We start from the raw sequence: 16,992 nt of genomic DNA, 5'->3' as shown, positions 1-16,992 counted from the left end.
CGAAATGGTCTTCATCTCGGGGAAAATACCCCGGGGGTGCGGGGGCTGGCCCCCGCTCCGGCAGTGGTGAAGGGCGATGCGTCCGGTCATTCCGCCGCGATCCCTTCCAGTCGATCCTCGAGCTCGTCCGCGGCGCGTTGCAGCGCGGCGAGCGTGTCGGCATCGGGTTGCCAGTAGTTGCGGTCCGACGCCTCCAGCAGGCGCTGGGCCATGCGGGAGGAGGCTTCGGGGTTGAGGGCGGCCAGACGGCGGCGCATCGCCTCGTCCAGCACGAAGGTTTCCGACAGGCGCTGATAGACCCAAGGGTCGACCTGCGCGGTCGTGGCGGACCAGCCGAAGGTGTTGGAGACCTGCGCCTCGATCTGGCGCACGCCTTCGGCGCCGTGGCGCAGGAGGCCTTCGAAATATTTGGGGTTCAGGCTGCGCGAGCGGGTTTCCAGCGCGATCTGGTCCTTCAGCGTGCGGACGGTGCCGCCGCCGCGCGTCTGGTCGCCGATATAGACGGGGGTTTCCTGCCCGCCGCGCGCGCGTTTGACCGCGCGGGCGATGCCGCCCAGCGTGTCGAAATACTGGTCCACCGTGGTGACGCCCAGTTCGACGGATTCAAGGTTCTGATAGGCGAGGTCCACGTCGCGCAGCGTCTTTTGCAGGAGCGCGGCGTTCTGCACGGGCTTGCCGTTCCTGCCATAGGCAAAGGACTTGCGGTTCTCGTAGGCATCGGCCAGTTCGTCTTCCTCGCCGAAGGCGCTGCTGCCAACCATGATGTTGACGTTGGACCCATAGGCCCCTTCGGCATTGGAAAAGACGCGCAGAGCGGCGGTTTCCATGTCGACGCCCATCTCGTCGGCATAGGCCAGCGCATGGGCGCGGATGAAGTTCTGCGACAGCGGTTCCTCGGCCACGGCGGCCTTCCATGCGGCCTCGGCCAGCATGCGGGTTTGCAAGGGCAGCAGGTCGCGGAAGATGCCCGAGAGCGTCATCACCACGTCGATGCGCGGACGGCCCAGTTCCGACAGCGGGATCAGGTCCGCGCCGCAGAGGCGGCCGTAATGGTCAAAGCGCGGCTTTGCGCCCATCAGGGCAAGGGCTTGGGACAGCGGGCCGCCGTCGGATTTGATATTGTCCGATCCCCAGAGGACGAGGGCCACGGTGCGCGGCAGGGTGGGGTGGGTGTCCAGCAGACGCTGGGCCTGTTGCGCCCCGTCCTTCAGGGCGAAGGCGGTGGGCATCCGGAACGGGTCGAAGGCGTGGATGTTGCGGCCCGTGGGCAGGATGTCGGTGGAGCGGATCAGGTCGCCGCCCGGAACGGGGCTGGTGAAATGGCCACCAAGGGCGCGCAGGATGGCGGGGATTTCGGTCTGGGCCTGCAGCTTGGCATCCAGCGCCTCGGCCTCGGCCCCCGTCGCGCCGATCAGGTCGATGTAGTCGCGGCGTTCTTGCGGCCCCATCGGGCGGCCAAGGACGTGGAGGCCGTCGGGGATCAGCGCGCCTTCGGTTTCAAGCAGTTTCACCCAGAGTTGGGCAGGGTCTGTCGCATCAAGGTCCACGGTGCGGGCCTGTTCCACGATCAGCTCCCACAGATCCGCGCGATCCGGCGCGTCATCGGCGGCGGCGCGCCAGCGCGAGAGGGAGTCTTTCAGGTCCTGCAACCCCTTGTAGAGGCCGGATTGCGCCAAGGGCGGGGTCAGGTGGGTGATCGTCACCGCGTTCGACCGGCGCTTGGCCAGCGTCGCCTCGGACGGGTTGTTGGAAGCGTAGAGATAGACGTTCGGCATGTTGCCGATCAGCCGGTCGGGCCAGCAGGTTTCCGACACGCCCGCCTGCTTGCCCGGCAGGAATTCCAGCGCGCCGTGCATCCCGAAATGGAGGAGCACATCCGCGCCGAAATCGTCGCGCAGCCAGCGGTAGAAGGTCATCATCGCATGGGTCGGCGCGAAGCCCTTTTCGAACAGAAGGCGCATCGGGTCGCCCTCGTAGCCGAACACCGGTTGCAGGCCGACGAAGACCTTGCCGAATTGCGCGCCAAGGACCATGACGCCGCGCCCGTCGGTCTGGATGCGCCCCGGGGCGGGGCCCCAGACGCGTTCGACATCCGACAGCCAGCGGGTTTTCGCGACCACTTCGGCGGCGGGGATGATGGTGTGGACATTGGCGGGCTGGCCATAGATGCGGGCCGAGCCGCCCATCACCGCCTCGCGCAGGTCGTCCAGCGTGTCGGGGGGTGTGAGGTCATAGCCTTCGGCGGCCATGGCGTGCAGCGTGTTGAAGAGGCTTTCGAAGACGCCAAGGTAGGCGGCGGTGCCAGCGGCACCGGCGTTCGGGGGGAAGCCGTAAAGGACCACGGCCACCTTGCGTTCGGCCACCTGCGACCGGCGCAGGGCGGCGAGGCGGGCGGTCTTGTCGGCCAGCGCGTCGATCCGTTCAAAGCAGGGGGCCATGGCGCGGGTGGTGATGGCCTGTTCACTCGCGGCCTTGCAGTTCATCTTGCAGCCCGCGCAGCCGTTCAGGTCGTGGCGTCCGGCGAAAACGGTGGGGTTGGTCGCCCCGTCGATTTCCGGCAGCGCGATGAGCATGGTGGTTTCCACCGGCCCCAGCCCGCCCCCCGATGCGCCCCATTGGCCCAGCGTCTGGAATTCCAGCGGATGGGCGGCGATGTAGGGGACGTCCAGCGCCTCCAGCGCGGCGACGGCGGCGGGGCTGTCGTTATAGGCGGGGCCACCCACCAGCGAGAAGCCGGTCAGCGACACCATCGCGTCGCAGCGCCCCTTGAAGAAGGCGTCGATCGCGGGCCGCCCGTCCAGACCACCGGCAAAGGCCGGAAGGACGGCGATCCCCTTCGCCTCGAAAGCCCGGATCACCGCGTCGTAATGGGCGGTGTCGGAGGCGAGGATATAGGACCGCAGCATGAGGAGACCCACGGTCGACACCGCTCCCACAGGGCGGGGGAGGTCCGCCACGTTCGTGGTGATGCGCGCGGGGAGGTCGGGGTGATAGAGCCCGACATCCGGATAGTCGACCGGGGGTTTGGCCGAAACCGCCTGCCAGTCGCGGTTGGCCGAGTAGCGCGAGACGAGGTAGCGGATCATCTGTTCGATATTGTCGTCCGACCCGCCCAGCCAGTATTGCATCGACAGGAACCATGCCCGCAGGTCCTGCGCCTTGCCGGGCAGGAAACGCAGGATCTTCGGGAGCCGCCGCAGCATCTTCATCTGCTTTTCGCCCGACGATCCCGACGGCGCACCCGATCCGCGCAGCTTCTTCAGCAGTTGCATGGCCGCCGAGGCGGGCTTGGCCATGTCCAGATCGCCCATCTTCGTCATCTTGACGATCTGCGGATCGGCGATGACGCCGACAAACCCGTCCAGCCCGTCGCGCACGGCGCGCAGGTCGTCGATGATGGCGGTGATGTGCTCTTCGATGAACAGCAGGTTTGCCACGACGAAATCGGCGGCACGGACGCAGGCGCGGGCATGGGCCAGCGCTGCGGGGTTTTCGGCCCATTCGGCGGCGGCGTGGACGGTGACCTCGATCCCCGGAAAATCCTTGGCAAGGGCAGGGGCGATGCGCGCGGCGGGGCCTGCGGCATGGGCGTCCAGCGTGACGATCACGAAACGATAGGTGCCATCGCCCCGGCGGGGCGCGTTGGTCGCGTCCGTCAGGGGGTGGCGGTCATCGCGCATAATGGGCCTTGGCTTCGTAAAGGGTGTCGACGCTGATCTCGGACACGCCACGGTCGGTGGCGTATTTCTCGGTGTTGCGCTTGGCCTTGCCGCGCACGAAGAAGGGGATCTTCTTCAATTCGCGTTCGGCATCGGGCAGCCAGACGACCTCGCCCGACGGAGTGACGACGGGAACCTCTGCCCCTTCATCCGTTTCCAAATATCCTGCGGGGGTGCGGGGGTGCAAAACCCCCGCTTCCGCAGGTTCCACCCGCGCCACGGCCTTGCCACCGTGATGGCTGGCGCCCGCGTCGTCGTGGAATTCGAAATCCTCGCGGAACATCGTCAGGAGGTGTTCTTCCAGCCCCATGACGAGGGGATGGATCCACGTGTCGAAGATCACGTTCGCGCCTTCGAAGCCCATCTGCGGGCTGTAGCGGGCGGGGAAGTCCTGCACGTGGACGGGGGACGAGATGACGGCGCAGGGGATGCCCAGACGCTTGCCGATGTGGCGTTCCATCTGCGTGCCGAGGATGAGTTCGGGTTGCAGGCGGGCGATTTCGGCCTCGACCTCCAGATAGTCGTCGGTGATCAGGGGGTCGACGCCATAGGCCTTGGCAGCGGCGCGCATCGGCCTTGCGAATTCGCGGTTGAAGCAGCCCATGCCGACGACTTCGAACCCGATCTCGGTCGCGGCGATGCGGGCGGCGGCCATGACGTGGGTGGCATCGCCGAAGATGTAGACGCGTTTGCCGGTCAGGTAGGTGGAGTCGACGGATGCCGACCACCACGGCAGGCGCAGGCCGGATTCACCCACTTTGGCAGAGACGCCCGTCAAGGCGCTGACTTCATGCAGGAAATCGCGCGTGGCGCCGACGCCAATGGGGACGGTCTTGGTGTAGGGTTGGCCGCAGGCGCGTTCCAGATGGCGGGCGGCGGTTTCGCCGGTTTCGGGGTAGAGCAGCACGTTGAAATGCGCCTGACCCATGCGGGCGATGTCTGCGGGCGTCGCGCCCATCGGGGCGGCCACGTTGACGGTGATGCCCATGAGGGACAGCAGTTTCGTCACCTCGGCCACGTCGTCGCGGTGGCGGAAGCCAAGGGCGGTCGCGCCGAGGATGTTGCAGGTGATGGCCTCGGTGCGGGGCATGGGCTGGGCCAATGCCTTGACGATCTGGTAGAAGGTCTCGTCCGCGCCGAAGTTTTCCTTGCGCTGGTAGGAGGGCAGTTCCAGCGGGATCACGGGGATCGGCAGACCCAGCGCCTCTGCCAGACCGCCGGGATCGTCCTGGATCAGTTCGGCGGTGCAGGAGGCGCCGACGATCATCGCCTGCGGCTGGAAGCGGTTGTAGGCGTCGCGGGCCGAGTCCTTGAAAAGATTGGCCGTGTCGCCGCCCAGATCGCGGGCCTGGAAGGTGGTGAAGGTGACCGGCGGGCGGTGGTTCCTGCGTTCGATCATGGTGAACAGCAGGTCCGCATAGGTGTCGCCCTGCGGGGCGTGCAGCACGTAGTGCAGACCCTTCATCCCCGTCGCCACGCGCATGGCGCCGACATGGGGCGGGCCTTCATATGTCCAGAGCGTCAGCTTCATTCCGCCGCCTCCTTCCGAAGGATCGCCTTGCGGCGCAGGGGGCGGCTGAACAGTCCGGCAAGGTCACCTGCCTGTTCGTAGAAATGGACCGGCGTGAAGACCAGTTCGATGGCCCATTTGGTGGTGTGGCCTTCGGCCTCCAGCGGGTTGGCAAGGCCAAGGCCGCAGACGGTGAGGTCTGGTGCGGCGGCGCGCTGGCGGTCGAGCTGCTTTTCCACGTCCTGCCCTTCGGAGATGACCGGGCCTTGCGGCAGAAGGTCCAAGTCGGGGCCGACCAGCCCTTCGTGCAGGTAGGGGGTGCCGACTTCGACCGCCGTCATGCCACATTCGCGCGTCAGGAAGCGGGCGAGGGGGATTTCAAGCTGGCTGTCGGGGAAGAAGAACACGGACTTGCCCTGCAATTCCTGCGACTGGGTGGCGATGGCCTTGAGCGCGCGGGCGCGGGGGGCGGCGGTCACCTGTTCGAACAGGTCACGCGGGACGCCGAATTCTTCCGCGATGGCGCGCAGCCATGCGGTGGTGCCTTCCTCGCCGAAGGGGAAGGGGGCGGGCAGGTGGCGGGCGCCGCGGCGGGTCAGGGCGGCGTGGGTGTCGCCAAGGAAGGGCTGGACGAGGGCGAAGACGGTGTTTGCGCCGACGGCAGGCAGGTCGCCCGCGCGGCGGGCGGGCAGCATCCGCACGGGGCCGATGCCGAGTTGCGCCAGAAGCGAGAGGCACTGGTCTTCGACCACGTCGGGCATGGCACCCACGACAAGGAGTTCGCGCGCCGTGCTGGCGGGCAGCGTCGGGACCATGGCGGCAAGGCAGGCGTCTTCGCCCTGGGTGAAGGTCGTCTCGATGCCCGAGCCGGAATAGTTGTAGACGCGCACATGGGGCGAATGGACAGAGGACAGCCGTTCAGCGGCGCGGGCGAGGTCGAGCTTGATGACCTCGGACGGGCAGGAGCCGACGAGGAAGAGCTGCTTGATGTCCGGACGGCGGGCGAGGAGGCGGGCCACTTCGCGGTCAAGCTCGGCATTCGCGTCGGCCAGACCGGCGAGGTCTTTTTCTTCGAGGATGGCGGTGCCGAAACGGGGTTCGGCGAAGATCATGACGCCGGCGGCAGCTTGCAGCAGGTGCGCGCAGGTACGGCTGCCCACCACGAGGAAGAAGGCGTCCTGCATCTTGCGGTGCAACCAGATGATTCCCGTCAGGCCGCAGAACACCTCGCGCTGGCCGCGTTCCTTGAGCACGGGGGTGGTACGGCAGCCGATGGTGGGAAGGTCGAGGCTCATGCCACCACCTCGGCCATGGTGCGGTTTTCTTCGATGGCTTCGGCCTCGGCATCCAGCCGCGCCATGCGGAGTTTCCACAGGAACTGGCCCGCGTTGACGACGTAGGTGGCATAGGCGGCGAGGGCGAGGAACATCAGTTCCGTGGGGGTCAAGGCCCCCGTCCAGAGCGCCCAGAGATAGGCGGTATGGAGCGCGATGACGGCGAAGCTGAACACGTCTTCCCAGAAGAAGGCGGGGGCGAAAAGGTATTGGCCGAAAACGACTTTCTCCCAGATCGCGCCGGTGACCATGATGACGTAGAGAAAGCCTGTCTTGACGATGATCGACACGGTCGCGGCGGTGTAGCCGTCCCCCGTCATCAGGAAGCGGATCACGAGGACGACCGAGACGGCAAAGGCCACGAATTGCGCGGGGGCCAGAAGGCCCTGGATCAGGGTCCATTTCGTGCCGTCGCGGCGCGCGCGCTCTTCGTCGGTGTAAAGCCGCTTGCGCGGGGTCTTGCTCGGATTCGGGTGCATCGACAGACGCCTCTCCTTTCGGCTCCTCGCTGGGGAAGGTTAGCGTGGGGGCCGTATGTGTCAACTAAAACTTACACACTTGCCGCCTGTCTCGCGCAAGCCCAAAACGCGGGTCGCGCTGTCTTTCTGTGAAGAAATGGGGCGCTTATGCCTTAAATTACTGGGTTATCCGGTGCGGAAAGATTTTTCTGCGGATCAGGGGTGTCAATTTGTTTTGACAATCTAGAACCAAAGGCAGACAGTAACTTTGGCCGTCTGCGGGATGCGCGCGATAAGGTCGTGCGGGTCTGCCGGGCCACGGAGCCGGAAATGCAGCAGGAAATCCAGATTGGGTCGGCGCCTTGGGGCGAGAGCCCCGCAGGCGGCGTGTCGAAGTTTGCCGCCGAAGTCGTCGCGCGGCTGGTGCAGCGTGATGGCCAGCCCGAAACCGGAATGCGCGAAACGCTGGTGCTGCGGTTCATGGCGACGATCGCCTCGACCGATCCGGCCTGTTTCGAGGAGTTGAAACCCGAGCTGCGGCGCGCCCGTGTGACGCCGTCGATGCTGGCCGATCTCTATATTCCCGAGGTCGCGCGGCGTCTGGGGCAGGGCTGGGAGGACGATGTCCTGAGCTTTGCCGAGGTCACGATGGGCGTGGCGCGTCTTCAGGCCATCCTGCGCGAGGTCGGGTCCACCTGGTCGGCCGATCGTGACGGGCGGGTCAGCGGGCCGATGCTGCTGCTGGTCCTGCCGCAGGGCGAGCAGCATACGCTGGGGGCGATGGTCCTTGCCGGATGGCTGCGGCGCGAGGGGATTTCGGTGTCGATGAAGATCGCGCCGGGTCTGCCCGAACTGGCCCACTATGTTGCCGAGCGCACATTCGACGGCGCGCTTGTGTCCACCGCCTGTAACGACAGGCTTGAAACTTGCCGGAAACTTGTAAAAACGCTTAAAGAGTCGAGCAAAGGCGAATTGAAGGTGGCCATCGGTGGTGCCATCCTTCACGCCAGTGAGGATGTGATGCGGTTGACGGGTGCCGACATGGCGACGAACGATATCGGACAGGCCCTTTCGATGATGGGTGTGTCGGTCGCTCGGGACCATCAGGCGACACCGAGTTGATCGGGGTAATGCCGGATCTGGCCCCGCGCCGCGATCCGGGATTGGATGAAGTGTGACGACCGACGGACGACATCTTCTCAATGGTGGCAAGCTGCCGCTGATCGCGCCCGATCTGTTGGGCGAGATTCTGGCGACGGCGTCGGACATCGCATTGCTGGTTGCGCCGTCGCGGCGGATCATCTCGGTCCTTGTGAATCCCCATCACCGCAGCTTTGGCCAGTTGACCGACTGGGAGGGCGGCCATCTCAGGGATGTGCTGACCGAGGACAGCCTGCGAAAGTTCGAATCCCGCCTGTCCGAGATGCATGGCGCCCGCCATGGCGAGACGGCGGTCGAGTTGAACCATGCCGACAAGTCCAACTGGGAATTTCCCGTGCGCTATTCGCTGCACCGGATCGGGACGGATGACTCCATCCTGATGCTGGGCCGCGACCTGCGCCCCATCGCCGAGGTGCAACAGCAACTCGTGCAGGCGCAGCTGGCGCTGGAGCGGGATTACGAGACGCAGCGCGAGCTGGACACGCGCTATCGCGTGCTGATGGAAGTGTCGCGCGATCCGGTGATCATGGTGTCGATGTCGACGGGCCGGATTTCCGACATCAACCCCGCCGCGGCGCAACTGCTGGGCGGGCAGCGGGCGGATCTGGTGGGGTCTGCCATCGCGCAGGAATTCGAGGGGCGGCGTCGCGGCGAGTTTCTTGAAAGCCTTGCCAATCTGGCGGTGGCCGAAAGCTCTGCCCCGATCGAGCTGATCGCGCGGCGGTCGCAGAAGCGGGTGTTCATTACGCCGACCGTGTTCCGCGCGGCGGGGGAACGGGTGCTGCTCTGCCAGCTTGACACGACCGAGGCGGGACAGTCCGGCACGGATGAACTGGCCGACAATCTGGCGCGGCTGTATCACGAAGGGGTGGATGGCATCGTCTTTACCGATGGCGACGGCAATATCCGTGCGGCCAACGAAGCCTTCCTGAACCTGACCGACACGGCCAATATCGCGGCGATCCGTGGCCGGTCGCTGACCGATTTTCTGGCGCGCGGCGCGGTGGACCTGCGGGTGCTCTTGGACAATGTGAAGCGGACGGGGCAGTTGCGGCTTTATGCGACGCGGCTGACCACCGATTTCATGGGCCAGATCGCGGTGGAGATTTCGGCCACATGGCTGAACGACCGTCCGAACCCCGTGCTGGTCCTTGTCGTGCGCGATGCGAGCCGCGCCGAGACGCTGCGCCGTCCGGCCTTTGGCCAGCCGGATGACGGGGTCAGGAACGTGATGGAGCTTGTGGGGTCCAGCACGTTGAAGGACATCGTGGCCGAGACCACCGATGTGATCGAGAAGATGTGCATCGAGACGGCTCTGGAACTGACGCGGAACAACCGCGTCGCGGCGGCCGAGATGCTGAGCCTGTCGCGCCAGTCGCTTTATGTAAAGCTCCGGAAATACGGGCTTTTGAACAAGGACGGCGAATAGCGCGCCGCCGGTCGTGACGGGGTGGCCCTTCGGGGGCGCAACGGCTGTCACCTCTGCTGTCCGGTCTGCCGTTCCCTGATCGCGCTCCCCTGATCGGTGTCTTGTAAAATTGACATACGTCAAGGTCGGGTTGGTCAAAAACTGTCAACTTGCGTTTACACATCGCAGGGGGACAAGATGCGGATCGTTTTCATCCACCCGAATTACCACTCTGGCGGGGCCGAGATCGCGGGCAACTGGCCGCCGGCATGGGTGGCCTATCTGACCGGCCATCTGCGGCGGGCGGGGTTTGACGACATCCACTTCATCGACGCGATGACGCATCACATCGGTCATGACGAGTTGCGCGCGCGGCTTGGGGCGTTGCGCCCCGATGTGGTGGGGGTGACCGCGATCACCCCCGCGATCTACGAGGCAGAAGAGACGCTCCGCATCGCGCAGGAAGTCTGCCCCGATGCCTTGCGTGTGCTGGGCGGCATCCATGCCACCTTCATGTTCCGTCAGGTGCTGGAAGAGGCGCCATGGGTCGATGTGATCGTGCGGGGCGAGGGGGAAGAGATCCTCGTCAACCTGATGGAGGCGGTGCGCGACGGGCGCTGGCCTGCGGAGCGGCGCAAGATCAGGGGGCTGGCCTTCAAGGAGGGCGACGAGATCGTGGCGACGCAGGCGGCGTCGACGGTGAAGGATCTGGATGCCATCGATCCCGACTGGTCGATCCTTGACTGGGACAAGTACATCTACATCCCGCTGGGCGTGAAGGTCGCCATCCCCAACATGGCGCGGGGCTGTCCCTTCACCTGTTCCTTCTGTTCGCAATGGAAGTTCTGGCGCGACTACCGCGTGCGCGACCCGAAGAAGGTGGCGGACGAGATCGAGCGTCTGGTGACCGATCACGGGGTGGGGTTCTTCATCCTTGCCGACGAGGAACCCACCATCAACAAGAAGAAATTCGTCGAATTCTGTCAGGAGCTGATCGACCGCGGCCTGAACGAGCGGGTGAAATGGGGGATCAACACCCGCGTCACCGACATCTACCGCGACCGCGACCTGCTGAAATTCTACCGCAAGGCGGGGCTGGTGCATGTGTCCTTGGGCACCGAAGCGGCGGCGCAGTTGAAGCTGGACCTGTTCAACAAGGAGACGACCGTCGCCGAGAACAAGGAGGCGATCCGCCTGTTGCGCGAGGCCGACATCTTCACCGAGGCGCAGTTCATCGTGGGTCTGGACAACGAGACCGCCGAGACGCTGGAGGAAACCTTCCAGATGGCGTGGGACTGGCAGCCGGACCTTGCCAACTGGTCGATGTATACGCCCTGGCCCTTTACCCCGCTGTTCCAGGAGATCCGGGATCAGGTGGAGGTTTTCGATTTCAGCAAATACAATTTCGTCACGCCCATCATGAAGCCTGCCGCGCTGACGCGGGGGGAATTGTTGGACGGGGTGATGAAGAATTACCGCCGCTTTTACATGCGAAAGGCGCTGTTCCATTACCCGTGGCGAGGGACGGGGTTCCGGCGGCGCTATCTTCTGGGCTGTCTCAAGGCATTTCTGAAGGCGGGGGTGGGGCGGACCTTCTATGACCTTGGCAAGGCGGGCTATTGGGGGCCGCAGACCAAGAAGAAGGTCGATTTCCATTTCGACGACAGCCGCAAGATTGCCGATGCGCAGATGGCGGATTGGGAGGCAGCCGCCGACCGTGCCGCCCGCGCGGCCGAACGGCGCGATGCGGTGAAGGCGCAGATGGCCGAGAGGGCAGAGGAGCGTAAGAGCTTCAGGATGCCGGAGGTTGCGGCCTGCGGCGGCGGCAAGCAGCAGATGGACGAGGAGGCGTGAGGTGGACGGGGGATTTGTCCCCGTCGCGGCGTCCGAGGCGCGGATCGGGCCGAACGCGATCACCCAGCTTGTCGCGGTGCTGGACCGTGTTGAGGGGCGCGCCTTGCGCGATCAGGTCATGGCCGAGGCGGGGGTGGCGGTGCCGGACCCCGCGCTGGGCATGATCCCCGAGGCGGATGCGGCGGCGGTGCATCTGGCGTTGCGGATGGCGGTGCCGGAGCGGGCCGAGGGGCTGTTGCGGTTGGCGGGTCTGGCGACGGGCAGCTACATCCTGCGCCACCGCATCCCGCGCGCGGCGCAATGGGCGATCCGCGCGCTGCCCGCGCCTTTGGGCGCGCGGGTGCTGGCGGGGGCGATCGCGCGGCATTCCTGGACCTTTGCGGGGTCGGGGGCGTTCCGGATCGCGGGTTGGCGGCCCCTGACCTTTGAAGTGGCGGGCAACCCGCTGGTGGCGGGGCTGCGCGGCGACCATCCGATGTGCGACTGGCACGCGGCGGTGTTCGAGCGGCTGTTCGCGCGGCTGGTCTGGCGGGCTTGCGTGGTGCGCGAGGTGGCCTGCGCGGCGGCAGGGGATGCGGTCTGCCGGTTCGAGGTGCTCCCCCATGCCTGAGCCCTGCGCGGGGGGCAGGGCGTCGGATTTCGGGTATTTGGGCCGAGATGAAACCGGAGTGTCAGAAAAAGTTGACACTTTGCACTTGTCCGACTCTGCAATCTGCTATGTAGTTGGGGCATGACTGTCAGTTATTCCATACAGCCCCGCCGCCTTCCCGAACCGCGCGCCATGCTGCGGCTGATCAAGCCGATCACGTGGTTCCCGCCGATCTGGGCCTATCTCTGCGGGTCGGTCTCGGCCGGTGTGCCGCTGTCGGGCAACTGGGGGATGGTTCTTCTTGGGATGGTGCTTGCGGGGCCGATCGTCTGCGGCATGTCGCAGGCCGCGAATGACTGGTGCGACCGGCATGTGGACGCGGTGAACGAACCCGACCGGCCGATCCCGTCGGGGCGGATTCCGGGGCGGTGGGGGCTGTGGATCGCGCTGGCGATGACGGCGCTGTCGCTGTGGGTCGGGTCTTTGCTGGGGACCTGGGGGTTCTGGTCGACGGTCGTGGGTGTCGTCGCGGCATGGGCCTATAGTGCCGAGCCTGTGCGGCTGAAGCGGTCGGGCTGGTGGGGGCCGGGGCTGGTGGGGCTGTCCTATGAGGGGCTGCCGTGGTTCACGGGGGCAGCGGTCCTGTTGCAGGCGGCGCCAAGGTTCGAGGTTGTGATCATCGCGGCTCTCTATGCGTTCGGCGCGCATGGGATCATGACGCTGAATGATTTCAAGGCGCTGGAGGGTGACCGGCAGCACGGGGTGCGGTCGCTGCCCGTGGTGCTGGGTCCGGAGGTGGCGGCCAAGATCGCCTGCACGGTCATGGGCATGGCGCAGGCGCTGGTGATCCCGCTGCTGCTTTTGTGGGGCAAGCCTTTGCATGCGCTGGGCGTGCTGGCGGTGCTGGTGGTGCAGATCGCCGCGATGCGGGTGCTGTTCCGCGACCCGAAGGGCAAGGCGCCGTGGTATAACGGGACGGGCGTGGTGCTTTATGTCACGGGCATGATGATTTCGGCCTTTGCGCTGCGGGGGCTGGCATGAAGCTGGGCTGGGTCCAGATCATCCGGCTGGGCCTTGTGCAGATGTGTCTGGGCGCGGTGGTGGTCTTGACCACATCGACGCTGAACCGGCTGATGGTGGTGGAACTGGCGCTGCCTGCCGTGCTGCCGGGGCTGCTGGTGGCGCTGCATTACGGGATCCAGATCACGCGGCCCAACTGGGGGTTCCGGTCGGATACCAAGGGGAACCGCACGGCTTTCATCATCGGGGGCATGGCGGCGCTGGCCTTGGGGGCCTTCCTTGCGGCGGTGGCGGTCGTGCTGTTTCCGTCCGGTTTCGCGGCGGGGTTGGCGCTGTCGGTTCTGGCCTATGCGCTGATCGGGGTCGGGGTGGGGGCGTCGGGGACGTCGCTTCTGGCGCTGCTGGCCACCGCGACCGCGCCGGAGCGGCGGGCGGCGGCGGCGACGATCACGTGGCTGATGATGATTTTGGGCATCGCCGTGACGGCGGGGACCGTCGGCGCGCTGCTGGACCCTTACACGCCTGCGCTTTTGCTGGAGATCGTGGGGGTGGTCACGGGGGGCGCGGTGCTGCTGACCGCCGCCGCCGTCTGGGGCATCGAGCGGCGCGTGGTGGCAGAGCGGGCGGTGGAGACGTTGCCCTTTCGCCAAGGCATGGCCGAGGTCTGGGCCGAGCGGCGCGCGCGCATCTTCACCCTGTTCATCTTCCTGTCGATGACCGCCTATTTCATGCAGGAGCTGATCCTTGAACCCTATGCAGGGCTGGTCTTCGGCTTTGCGCCGGGGGAGAGCACGCAGCTTTCGGGCGCGCAGAATGGCGGCGTATTCGTGGGGATGCTGCTGGTCGGGATCGCGGCGACGGGGCTGCGCTGGGGCACGCTGCGGATGTGGGTCATGGCGGGCTGTGGCGGATCGGCGCTGTCGCTGATGGTCATTGCGGGGCTGGGGCAGACGGGGGGCGCGCTGGTGCCTGCGGTTGTGGCCTTGGGCTTTTTCAACGGGATGTTCGCCGTGGCGGCCATCGGGTCGATGATGGCGCTGGCGGGGCAGGGGCGGGATGCGCGGGAAGGCACGCGCATGGGCCTTTGGGGTGCGGCGCAGGCGCTGGCGGCGGGGTTCGGCGGGCTGGTGGGGGCGGCGGCGGTGGATGGGCTGCGGCTGGTCATGCCGGTGGAGGATGCCTTCGGCGCGGTCTTTTTGGCCGAGGCCGGAATTTTTGCACTGTCGGCGCTGATCGCGGCGCGGGTGATCGAACGGAACGTGACAGGGGGGAGGGGCGGTCGCCGCCTTCCCGATGCGCAACTGATACCGGGGGAATAGGCCATGTATGACGTCTTCGTGGTGGGTGGCGGGCCTTCGGGTGCCACGGCGGCCGAGGATCTGGCGCGGGCGGGGAAGTCGGTCGCGCTTCTGGATCGGGCGGGGCGGATCAAGCCCTGTGGCGGGGCGATCCCGCCGCGCGCGATCCGGGATTTCCAGATCGATGATGCGCAGATCGTGGCCAAGATCACCACGGCGCGGATGATCTCGCCCACGGGGCGGATGGTCGATATCCCGATCGAGAACGGTTATGTCGGCATGGTGGACCGCGAGCATTTCGACGAATACCTGCGCGACCGTGCGGGCAAGGCGGGGGCGGAGCGTCTGACGGGCACCTTCGTCCGCGTGGAACGGGACGCGGAGGGCACCCATGTCGTCTGGCGCGAGAAGTCTTCGGGCGCAGAGCGGCGGTCGGCTACGAAGATCGTCATCGGCGCGGATGGCGCGCGGTCGGTCGTGGCGCGGGCCGAAGTGCCCGGTGGCAGCACGATTCCCTACGTCATCGCCTATCACGAGATCATCAAGGCGCCCGAACCGTCGCCCGATTACGACCCCGACCGTTGCGACGTGATCTATGACGGGCGGATTTCCCCCGATTTCTACGGCTGGGTCTTTCCGCATGGGGGACAGGCGAGCGTGGGGATGGGCACGGGGCTGGACGGGGTTGACCTGAAGAAGGCCACGGCGGACCTGCGCGCGGCATCGGGCCTGACCGATTGCGAGACGATCCGCAAGGAGGGCGCGCCGATCCCGCTGAAACCGCTGGACCGCTGGGACAACGGGCGCGACGTGGTGCTGGCCGGCGATGCGGCGGGGGTGGTGGCGCCGTCCTCGGGCGAGGGGATCTTCTACGCCATGGCGGGGGGGCGCGTTGCGGCGACGGCGGCGCAGGCGGCATTGGCCTCGGGGCGTGCGTCGGATTTACGCATCGCGCGCAAGATGTTCATGCGGGAACATGGAACCGTGTTCCGGGTCTTGCGGTCCATGCAGGATGCCTATTATCGCAGCGACGAGCGGCGCGAGAGGTTCGTCAGCCTCTGCCATGACGTGGATGTGCAGAAGCTGACCTTCGAGGCCTATATGAACAAGAAACTGGTGAAGGCGCGGCCCATGGCCCACGTGAAGATCGGGATCAAGAACATGGCGCATCTGTTGCGGCTGGTCTCGCCCGTCTGGACCTGATGCCATGACTGTGCCCGTCACCCTGCCCGCCGATACCGAAGAGATGATCCCCGCCTGGGTTGACGGGCGGTTGCAGCCCGTTGGCAAGCTGGAGGTGCATGTCAAAGGGCTGCGCCACAAGGCGGTGTCCGTCTTCGTTCTGGACGGGACGCGGGTGCTGATCCAGCAGCGGGCGCTGTCCAAGTATCACACGCCGGGGCTGTGGGCGAATACCTGCTGCACCCATCCGCGCTGGGACGAGGATCCCGCCGCCTGCGCCGTGCGCCGTCTGCGCGAGGAATTGGGGATCGAGGGGCTGTTCCCGTCCTTTGCGGACCGCGTGGAATACCGTGCCGATGTGGGCGGCGGGCTGGTGGAGCACGAGCTGGTCGACATCTTCGTGGCCGAGGCGGGGGCGGGGATGACCGTGCGCCCGAACCCCGACGAGGTCGCCGCCGTGCGCTGGGTCGATCTATACGACCTGTCGGCCGAGGTGCTGCGCGCGCCCGAACGCTTTACCCCGTGGCTGCGGATCTATCTGGCAGACCATATGGACCGCATCTTCGGCAGTCTGGTCGCGGGGCGCTGATCGCTGTCAGCCGCCCGCGCGCGCGGCGAGCCATGGCAGGAGCAGGGCGGCCACCTCTTGCGCGGCTTCTTCGTGGACCAGATGGCCGTGGCGGGGGATTTCGGCATAGTCGGCGGCGGGCATCCGCGCGGCGGCCTCGCGCGAGATGCGGGCCGGAACGGCCAGATCGCCGCCCGAGGCGACAAGCAGCGTGGGCGTGACGATTTCAGGCAGGCGGGTCATCAGATCGTCCAGACGCCACTGCGCCATCATCCCCAGCGTGCCGTCGACATGGGCCGCATCGCGCACCAGCGTCAGGTATTGCGCCTGACCTTCGGCATCCAGTGGCGATCCCGTGGCGGTGAGGAGCTTTGCGACGGTCGCCGGATTGCCCCAGAGGCGCGCCACGACATGCGGGATGAAGGGCGTGACGGCCAGAACGCGGGCCAGGATCGGGAACATCACCCCCGCCGCGCCGTCAAAGACGCCAAGCGCCGCATTGATGCCTGCCACACCGTCCAGAGGCATGAAATCGGTCAGCCGCAGCGCCAGCGCCGCCCCTGCGGAATGGCCGATGGCGGCCAGCGGCGCGATGTCCAGCGTGGTGCAGAGCGTGACCAGATCCTCGGCCATCGCGTCGATGCCATAGCGGCTGCGCGCGCCCGAGCGGGTGAAGCCCTGACCGGGAAGGTCGGGGACGATCACGCGGTAACGGGGTGCAAGAAGCGGGATCAGGTGGCGGAAGCTGTGCCCCGATCCGCCCGCGCCATGCAGAAGCAGGAGGGCAGGGCCCGCACCCTCGTCGATCAGGCACCAGTCATGCGGGCGGGAGGCCACGCGGCGGGCCCGTTCGCGGAACGGCCAGTCGGGGGGCATGCGGTCGAAGTCCAT

At 66.5% G+C, this 16,992-nt stretch carries 13 protein-coding genes; 8 read left to right on the top strand and 5 right to left on the bottom strand.

From position 1 onward, the window contains the following. Positions 1-86: 86 nt before the first annotated feature. The 4 genes from GU927_RS01565 to bchF are packed head-to-tail and all read right to left on the bottom strand — an operon-like array spanning position 87 to position 7,042. Positions 87-3,680 (bottom strand): magnesium chelatase subunit H, encoded by a 3,594-nt coding sequence (locus tag GU927_RS01565; RefSeq protein ID WP_161760500.1) that lies wholly within the window; start codon positions 3,678-3,680, stop codon positions 87-89. Then, positions 3,670-5,250, bottom strand: a complete 1,581-nt coding sequence (gene bchB, locus GU927_RS01560) for a ferredoxin:protochlorophyllide reductase (ATP-dependent) subunit B (RefSeq protein WP_161760498.1) — start codon at positions 5,248-5,250, stop codon at positions 3,670-3,672. The genes GU927_RS01565 and bchB overlap by 11 nt, the downstream gene beginning before the upstream one ends. Then, on the bottom strand, positions 5,247-6,524 hold the full coding sequence (locus GU927_RS01555) for a ferredoxin:protochlorophyllide reductase (ATP-dependent) subunit N (protein ID WP_161760496.1): 1,278 nt from the start codon (positions 6,522-6,524) through the stop codon (positions 5,247-5,249). Before GU927_RS01555 ends, bchB begins: the two co-directional genes overlap by 4 nt. Beyond that, positions 6,521-7,042: a 2-vinyl bacteriochlorophyllide hydratase gene (bchF, locus tag GU927_RS01550; protein WP_161760494.1), complete on the bottom strand. Its 522-nt coding sequence runs from the start codon at positions 7,040-7,042 to the stop codon at positions 6,521-6,523. The genes GU927_RS01555 and bchF overlap by 4 nt, the downstream gene beginning before the upstream one ends. A 309-nt stretch (positions 7,043-7,351) precedes the next feature. Here bchF and GU927_RS01545 point away from each other — a divergent pair, with 309 nt between their 5' ends. From GU927_RS01545 to idi, 8 genes are all read left to right on the top strand, one after another. Then, positions 7,352-8,143, top strand: coding sequence for a cobalamin B12-binding domain-containing protein (locus GU927_RS01545; protein ID WP_161760492.1), 792 nt, complete (start codon positions 7,352-7,354; stop codon positions 8,141-8,143). Between the two features lie 52 nt (positions 8,144-8,195). Beyond that, positions 8,196-9,611 carry a transcriptional regulator PpsR gene (gene ppsR / locus GU927_RS01540; RefSeq protein WP_161760490.1) on the top strand — a complete coding sequence of 472 codons (1,416 nt, stop codon included), beginning with the start codon at positions 8,196-8,198 and terminating at the stop codon, positions 9,609-9,611. 177 nt (positions 9,612-9,788) lie between these two features. Then, positions 9,789-11,444 (top strand): magnesium-protoporphyrin IX monomethyl ester anaerobic oxidative cyclase, encoded by a 1,656-nt coding sequence (gene bchE / locus GU927_RS01535; protein WP_161760488.1) that lies wholly within the window; start codon positions 9,789-9,791, stop codon positions 11,442-11,444. 1 nt (position 11,445) lies between these two features. Continuing rightward, positions 11,446-12,054, top strand: coding sequence for a bacteriochlorophyll 4-vinyl reductase (gene bchJ, locus GU927_RS01530; RefSeq protein WP_161760486.1), 609 nt, complete (start codon positions 11,446-11,448; stop codon positions 12,052-12,054). A 120-nt stretch (positions 12,055-12,174) separates the two neighbouring features. Further along, complete coding sequence (gene chlG, locus GU927_RS01525; protein WP_161760484.1) at positions 12,175-13,074, top strand: chlorophyll synthase ChlG; 900 nt, start codon at positions 12,175-12,177, stop codon at positions 13,072-13,074. After that, positions 13,071-14,372 (top strand): BCD family MFS transporter, encoded by a 1,302-nt coding sequence (locus GU927_RS01520; RefSeq protein ID WP_161760482.1) that lies wholly within the window; start codon positions 13,071-13,073, stop codon positions 14,370-14,372. The genes chlG and GU927_RS01520 overlap by 4 nt, the downstream gene beginning before the upstream one ends. Before the next feature lie 3 nt (positions 14,373-14,375). Continuing rightward, positions 14,376-15,554 (top strand): geranylgeranyl diphosphate reductase, encoded by a 1,179-nt coding sequence (locus GU927_RS01515; RefSeq protein ID WP_161760481.1) that lies wholly within the window; start codon positions 14,376-14,378, stop codon positions 15,552-15,554. Positions 15,555-15,558: 4 nt separating this feature from the next. Beyond that, the gene (idi, locus tag GU927_RS01510) at positions 15,559-16,122 is read left to right on the top strand and encodes an isopentenyl-diphosphate Delta-isomerase (RefSeq protein ID WP_232489089.1); all 564 of its coding nucleotides are present in this window, start codon (positions 15,559-15,561) and stop codon (positions 16,120-16,122) included. Positions 16,123-16,128: 6 nt separating this feature from the next. Here idi and bchO read toward each other — a convergent pair whose 3' ends face one another. Beyond that, a complete protein-coding gene (gene bchO, locus GU927_RS01505) occupies positions 16,129-16,992 on the bottom strand; it encodes an alpha/beta fold hydrolase BchO (RefSeq protein ID WP_161760480.1) in 864 nt (287 codons plus the stop codon).

Source organism: Paragemmobacter amnigenus, from assembly GCF_009908265.2.
Classification (GTDB): Bacteria; Pseudomonadota; Alphaproteobacteria; order Rhodobacterales; family Rhodobacteraceae; genus Paragemmobacter; species Paragemmobacter amnigenus.
This window is presented reverse-complemented; position numbering and strand designations above follow the sequence as displayed.

Coding starts and splice junctions, on each gene's coding strand:
- GU927_RS01565 (WP_161760500.1), bottom strand. CDS start 3,680: ATGCGCGATGACCGCCACCCCCTGACGGACGCGACCAACGCGCCCCGC.
- bchB (WP_161760498.1), bottom strand. CDS start 5,250: ATGAAGCTGACGCTCTGGACATATGAAGGCCCGCCCCATGTCGGCGCC.
- GU927_RS01555 (WP_161760496.1), bottom strand. CDS start 6,524: ATGAGCCTCGACCTTCCCACCATCGGCTGCCGTACCACCCCCGTGCTC.
- bchF (WP_161760494.1), bottom strand. CDS start 7,042: ATGCACCCGAATCCGAGCAAGACCCCGCGCAAGCGGCTTTACACCGAC.
- GU927_RS01545 (WP_161760492.1), top strand. CDS start 7,352: ATGCAGCAGGAAATCCAGATTGGGTCGGCGCCTTGGGGCGAGAGCCCC.
- bchE (WP_161760488.1), top strand. CDS start 9,789: ATGCGGATCGTTTTCATCCACCCGAATTACCACTCTGGCGGGGCCGAG.
- chlG (WP_161760484.1), top strand. CDS start 12,175: ATGACTGTCAGTTATTCCATACAGCCCCGCCGCCTTCCCGAACCGCGC.
- GU927_RS01520 (WP_161760482.1), top strand. CDS start 13,071: ATGAAGCTGGGCTGGGTCCAGATCATCCGGCTGGGCCTTGTGCAGATG.
- GU927_RS01515 (WP_161760481.1), top strand. CDS start 14,376: ATGTATGACGTCTTCGTGGTGGGTGGCGGGCCTTCGGGTGCCACGGCG.
- idi (WP_232489089.1), top strand. CDS start 15,559: ATGACTGTGCCCGTCACCCTGCCCGCCGATACCGAAGAGATGATCCCC.
- bchO (WP_161760480.1), bottom strand. CDS start 16,992: ATGGACTTCGACCGCATGCCCCCCGACTGGCCGTTCCGCGAACGGGCC.